Consider the following 6,000-nt stretch of genomic DNA (forward strand, 5'->3'; position numbering starts at 1 on the left):
AAAGTCGGCTGTCCGGCTTGTCTCACCTGCACGAAACCCCGTGATTGACATCAGGTTTCGGACCGTCCGCTCCATTTTTGCAGTGCCGCATCAGTCGCAAAACCGGTCTTCACGATGGCGTCCCTACTGCTGCTTGCTCTGATTGGCATTATCTGGGCACTCCAACCCAAAGCAGGCCTTCGCCACGAGCCTTTCAACATCAGCCTCATCCGCTTTGTCGACTGACATATCTCGATTAATCCTGAACGCAGCACTCATCACGGTCCGCGATCCACGGAAGAGAGAGGCCGCAACCAAACCATTCAGCCTAAGCGAGAAACGGTCTATGGGCGCGCAAGCAGCCACTTGGCCCGTGTTCGCCCAAGCCAGGCACCCGGTATTACCATTGCTGCACGGTCTAATCATTGCGCCACGGGCTGTTGCTCTGTTCTGGACGGGCCTTGCGGCCTTGCCATTGATCCCTTTCACGGCTCAGGGGCAGATTGGATCGCCCGACCACGCACCAGGTCTTGTGAGCGCCCCCTTGATCATGTCTATGCTCGCTCAGGTCGGCCACGGGGAGGGGCGCCAACGTGAACCGTTTGTCACCGAATGTTGCAGGCGCGCTCTTGATGATGGCGAGCATGGCGGCCTTCACCATTAACGACACCTTCGTCAAGCTGGTGGGCCAGACCATCCCCCTGTTTCAACTGCTGACCTTGCGGGCCATTCTGGCGACGCTCCTTTTGTTGATCCTGGCCCGCGCCCTGGGCCGCTTGCGCTTTTCCATGCCGCGTGCGGATCGCAAACTGGTTGCCTGGCGTTGCCTGGCCGAAATCGCGGCGGCCTATTTCTTTCTCTCGGCGCTGCTGGCGATGCCGCTGGCCAATGTCACGGCGATTTTACAGGTCTTGCCGCTGACCGTGACTTTGGGTGCGGCCCTCTTCTTTCGCGAGCAGGTGGGCTGGAGACGGATGATCGCGATTTGCGTGGGCTTTGCGGGCATGGTGTTGATCGTGCGTCCGGGCACGGATGGGTTCACGCAGCATAGTCTCTTTGCGCTGGCTGCGGTGGCAAGCGTGACCGTCCGCGATCTGGTCACGCGGCGCATGTCGGCTGAGGTGTCGTCGATGACGGTGACGGTGATCACCTCGGCCTCGATTCTGGTCTTTGCGGCGCTGGCATCGCTCACCATCGACTGGCAACCCGTCAATATGCGGGAAGGGGCGCTGATCGCGGCCTCGTCGCTTTTCATCATGGGCGGCTATGCCTTCAGCGTGATGGTCATGCGGGTCGGTGAGGTGTCGGCGGTGGCGCCGTTCCGGTATACGGGGCTGCTCTGGGCGCTGCTTTTGGGATGGCTCGTTTTTGGCGATTGGCCGGATGGGATCACAATGCTTGGCGGGGCAATCGTGGTGGCCAGCGGAATCTTCACGCTCTACCGCGAGCGCAGACTCAAATCCGAGAAAAAACCCGCCTGACGGTTGCCTCGTCAATGCGGAAGCGTTCCCAGATAAGCTCGGCCGTCTGTTCGTCCAAAGGCGCCGTTTCTAATGGCGCGACGCCTGCCTTTTGCCGGGAATCGTTGTGGTCGCTATGCCCGCGCAGAAACATCCGTGTGTCCGCATAGCTGACAACGGGCATGAATTGACCCAGTTTTTTGTGGGCAAAGTTCATGATCGTCTGTTTTGCCCCGCCGCGCACCGCCATCGCCAGCGCCACACCGTAGAGTGTCAGCACGCTTGGCGCGACCTCGATCCCATCTGGACCGGGGCTGATGGAGTATCCATGGGTGAAGTCAAACGCGACCAGCCGGTTCTTGGCCACAAGATCCGCATTTTCGGCCGCCGCCGCGCGCAACCGTTCCACGAAATCGATCGCCACCGCATCGTCGTCATCGTGACGAAACTGAAGGCAGGGTGCCTCGGGATCCGCCTTGGCCGCGTTGATGGCCGCCTGCATCACCTGTCGATGTGGGCCGGGTGCATGCGTCTGGATCTGCGCCTGCGGGATATCCGCCAAAAGCGCCTCCAGCCGGGTGCGCCACCGGGCAGGCAGGCTGTCGCCGATGACCACGACAAAGGTAAAGTCCGGGTCGGTCTGCGCCTTGATCCCCGGCAGTGTGATGGCCTCGAACTGTGCGAACCGCGCCGACAAGCGCGCGTCACCATAAAGATAGTCGATGCGCTGGGCCATCGTCTCATGTTCGATCTGAAATCCGCCATGGCCGGGATAAGAGAACCGACAGAGCCCGATAACCTGCATGACCGTTGCGGAACCTCGTTGATCTGGGGCTTGCGCGTGCCCATGTAACTTGCCTGGAATCTGACATCCGTGCCGGTTCATTGCAACGGCGTTTGCGTGGGCCCGGGGGGCTGTTGACAAGGCATCCGACTCCCCCTATACGCCGCTCATCCGGCTTGGGGGAAGCCCCGCAATAGGCCGATATCAGAGCTGAAGTGGTCACGATCCGGTCTGCAAGACGGCCCGATCCTCTGGAAACCCACCGCGTCGTTCCCACAAAATAGGGGGCGAAGGCGGTTTTTGCGCTTTGCGGACGCGTAAGGTGTGAACGAATTGTAAACCGCGGGGGCGGCCCCGCCTGACACATGTGTTGAGAGATGGGGAACAAAGCCCAATGCCAACGATCCAACAGCTGATCCGCAAGCCGCGTCAGCCCAAAATCAAACGCTCGAAGTCCATGCACCTGGAGCAGTGCCCGCAAAAACGCGGAGTCTGCACGCGGGTCTACACCACCACGCCGAAAAAGCCGAACTCGGCGATGCGGAAAGTCGCCAAGGTCCGTCTGACCAATGGCTACGAAGTGATTTCCTATATCCCCGGCGAGAGCCACAACCTGCAAGAGCACTCGGTTGTGTTGATCCGCGGCGGCCGTGTGAAAGACCTTCCCGGTGTGCGTTATCACATCCTGCGCGGTGTTCTGGACACGCAAGGTGTCAAAGACCGTAAGCAGCGTCGTTCGAAATACGGCGCCAAGCGTCCGAAGTAAGAGGATTAACACAGATGTCCCGCCGTCACGCAGCCGAAAAACGCGAAGTCCTGCCCGACGCCAAATATGGCGATACGGTCCTGACAAAATTCATGAACAACCTGATGCTCGACGGTAAGAAATCCGTCGCCGAGCGGATCGTCTATGGCGCGCTCGACCGTGTCGAAGGCAAGATCAAGCGCGCCCCTGTCGAAGTATTCCATGAAGCGCTGGAAAACATCAAACCCGCCGTTGAGGTCCGCTCGCGCCGTGTGGGTGGGGCGACCTATCAGGTCCCGGTCGAGGTGCGCCCCGAGCGTCGTGAGGCGCTGGCGATCCGCTGGTTGATCACCGCCTCGCGCAACCGCAACGAAAACACGATGGAAGAACGCCTCGCCGGTGAGCTTTTGGATGCTGTGCAATCCCGTGGCTCGGCCGTGAAGAAGCGTGAAGACACCCACAAGATGGCAGACGCGAACAAAGCGTTCAGCCACTACCGCTGGTAACCCTTTAGAGGCATTCGACCAATGGCACGCGAATATCCGCTCGACCGCTACCGCAATTTCGGCATCATGGCTCACATTGATGCCGGCAAGACCACCTGTTCGGAACGTATCCTGTATTACACAGGCAAGTCCCACAACATCGGTGAGGTGCACGATGGTGCGGCCACCATGGACTGGATGGAGCAGGAGCAGGAACGCGGCATCACCATCACCTCGGCTGCGACCACTACATTCTGGGAGCGGACCGAGGACGGCGAGACCGCCGATACCGAAAAGCACCGGATGAACATCATCGACACGCCGGGCCACGTGGACTTTACCATCGAGGTCGAGCGCTCGCTGGCGGTTCTGGATGGTGCTGTCGCTGTTCTGGATGCGAATGCCGGGGTTGAGCCTCAGACAGAAACCGTTTGGCGCCAGGCTGATCGCTACAAGGTTCCGCGCATCGTGTTCGTCAACAAGATGGACAAGATCGGCGCCGATTTCTTTAACTGCGTGCATATGATCCAAGACCGGACCGGGGCCATACCAGCTCCGATCCAGATCCCGATCGGGGCCGAGAACGAGCTTGAAGGCATGATCGACCTGGTGACCATGCAAGAGTGGGTCTGGGCCGGCGAAGACCTGGGTGCGACCTGGGAAAAGCGCCCGATCCGTGACAGCCTGAAAGCGACCGCCGACGAATGGCGCGGCAAGCTGATCGAAACCGCCGTCGAAATGGACGACGACGCGATGATGGCCTATCTCGAAGGGGAAGAGCCTGACGTGGCCACACTGCGCGAGTTGATCCGTAAGGGCACACTGGCCATCAAATTCATCCCGGTTCTGTGTGGCTCGGCGTTCAAGAACAAGGGTGTTCAGCCGCTGCTGAATGCCGTGATCGATTACCTGCCCAGCCCGCTGGACGTTGTCGATTACATGGGCTTCAAACCCGGTGACGAAACGGAAACCCGCGACATCCCGCGTCGTGCGGATGACAACATGCCGTTTGCCGGCCTGGCGTTCAAAATCATGAACGACCCGTTCGTCGGCTCGCTGACGTTTACCCGCATCTATTCGGGCGTCCTGAACAAGGGCGGCTCGATGCTGAACTCGACCAAAGGCAAGAAAGAACGCATCGGTCGGATGATGATGATGCATTCGAACAACCGCGAAGAGATCGAAGAGGCGTTTGCAGGTGACATCATCGCGCTGGCGGGTCTGAAAGACACGACCACGGGCGATACGCTGTGTGACGAGAAAGAGCCGGTGGTTCTGGAAACCATGACCTTCCCGGATCCGGTGATCGAGATCGCGGTCGAGCCCAAGACCAAAGGCGACCAGGAAAAGATGTCCGCCGGTCTGGCCCGTCTTGCCGCCGAAGACCCCTCGTTCCGTGTGGAGACCGACCAGGAAAGCGGTCAGACCATCATGAAGGGCATGGGCGAATTGCACCTCGACATTTTGGTCGACCGCCTGAAGCGTGAGTTCAAGGTCGAGGCCAATATCGGTGCGCCGCAGGTGGCTTATCGGGAGACCATCGGCCACGAGGTCGAGCATACCTACACCCACAAGAAGCAGTCGGGTGGCTCGGGTCAGTTCGCCGAGGTCAAGATGGTCATTTCGCCGACAGAGCCGGGCGAGGGCTATTCGTTCGAATCCAAGATCGTCGGCGGTGCCGTGCCCAAGGAATACATCCCGGGCGTTGAAAAAGGCATCAAGTCGGTGATGGACAGCGGTCCTCTGGCAGGCTTCCCCGTGATCGACTTCAAGGTGGCCCTCATCGACGGTAAGTTTCATGATGTGGACTCCAGCGTTCTGGCCTTCGAGATCGCGGCCCGGATGGGCATGCGCGAAGGCATGAAGAAGGCCGGTGCGAAACTGCTCGAACCGATCATGAAGGTCGAGGTGATCACGCCGGAGGAATATACCGGTGGCATTATCGGCGATCTGACGTCGCGTCGCGGTCAGGTGACCGGTCAGGAACCGCGCGGCAACGCCATCGCGATCGCTGCAATGGTGCCGCTGGCCAATATGTTCGGCTATATCAACACCCTGCGCTCGATGTCTTCGGGCCGCGCGCAGTTCACGATGCAGTTCGATCATTACGACCCGGTGCCGCAGAACATCTCCGACGAGATCCAGTCGAAATACGCATAACGGGAAGGCGGGGTTAACCCCGCCCTACCACCCACCGTAGGGCGGGGTTCACCCCGCCGCCCAAACGAAAAAGAGGAGCCAAAAGATGGCAAAGGAAAAGTTTGAACGCACGAAGCCGCATGTAAACATCGGCACGATTGGTCACGTTGACCACGGCAAGACGACGCTGACGGCTGCGATCACGAAGTATTTCGGCGATTTCAAAGCGTATGACCAGATTGACGGTGCGCCCGAGGAAAAGGCGCGTGGGATCACGATCTCGACGGCGCATGTGGAATACGAGACCGATGCGCGCCACTATGGGCATGTGTCACCCCCCGACGCCCCCGCCGACAACAGAGACTACGCATCGCCGCGGGGGCCAAGCGAAAAAAAGACAAAAAAAGG

Annotated in this window: 6 protein-coding genes; 5 read left to right on the top strand and 1 reads right to left on the bottom strand. The window is 59.7% G+C overall.

From position 1 onward, the window contains the following. The first annotated feature begins 581 nt into the window (after positions 1 to 581). Positions 582 to 1,460, top strand: a complete 879-nt coding sequence (locus HEP69_RS08565) for a DMT family transporter (protein WP_290558138.1) — start codon at positions 582 to 584, stop codon at positions 1,458 to 1,460. Here HEP69_RS08565 and HEP69_RS08570 read toward each other — a convergent pair. After that, positions 1,435 to 2,244, bottom strand: coding sequence for a putative rhamnosyl transferase (locus HEP69_RS08570; protein WP_290558134.1), 810 nt, complete (start codon positions 2,242 to 2,244; stop codon positions 1,435 to 1,437). The two genes, HEP69_RS08565 and HEP69_RS08570, sit on opposite strands and share 26 nt — an antisense overlap. A gap of 373 nt (positions 2,245 to 2,617) precedes the next feature. On the opposite strand from HEP69_RS08570, the gene rpsL reads away from it, so the two are divergent. From rpsL to HEP69_RS08590, 4 genes are all read left to right on the top strand, one after another. Then, positions 2,618 to 2,989 carry a 30S ribosomal protein S12 gene (rpsL, locus tag HEP69_RS08575; RefSeq protein ID WP_050931498.1) on the top strand — a complete coding sequence of 124 codons (372 nt, stop codon included), beginning with the start codon at positions 2,618 to 2,620 and terminating at the stop codon, positions 2,987 to 2,989. 14 nt (positions 2,990 to 3,003) lie between these two features. Beyond that, a complete protein-coding gene (rpsG, locus tag HEP69_RS08580; RefSeq protein ID WP_290558135.1) occupies positions 3,004 to 3,474 on the top strand; it encodes a 30S ribosomal protein S7 in 471 nt (156 codons plus the stop codon). A 21-nt stretch (positions 3,475 to 3,495) separates the two neighbouring features. Beyond that, positions 3,496 to 5,613, top strand: a complete 2,118-nt coding sequence (gene fusA / locus HEP69_RS08585) for an elongation factor G (protein WP_290558136.1) — start codon at positions 3,496 to 3,498, stop codon at positions 5,611 to 5,613. A gap of 85 nt (positions 5,614 to 5,698) precedes the next feature. Then, positions 5,699 to 6,000 (top strand): GTP-binding protein (locus HEP69_RS08590; RefSeq protein WP_290558137.1); only part of this gene is annotated, 302 nt, incomplete at its 3' end.

The organism is Aestuariivita sp., assembly GCF_021404545.1.
In the GTDB taxonomy this organism is placed as follows: Bacteria; Pseudomonadota; Alphaproteobacteria; order Rhodobacterales; family Rhodobacteraceae; genus Aestuariivita.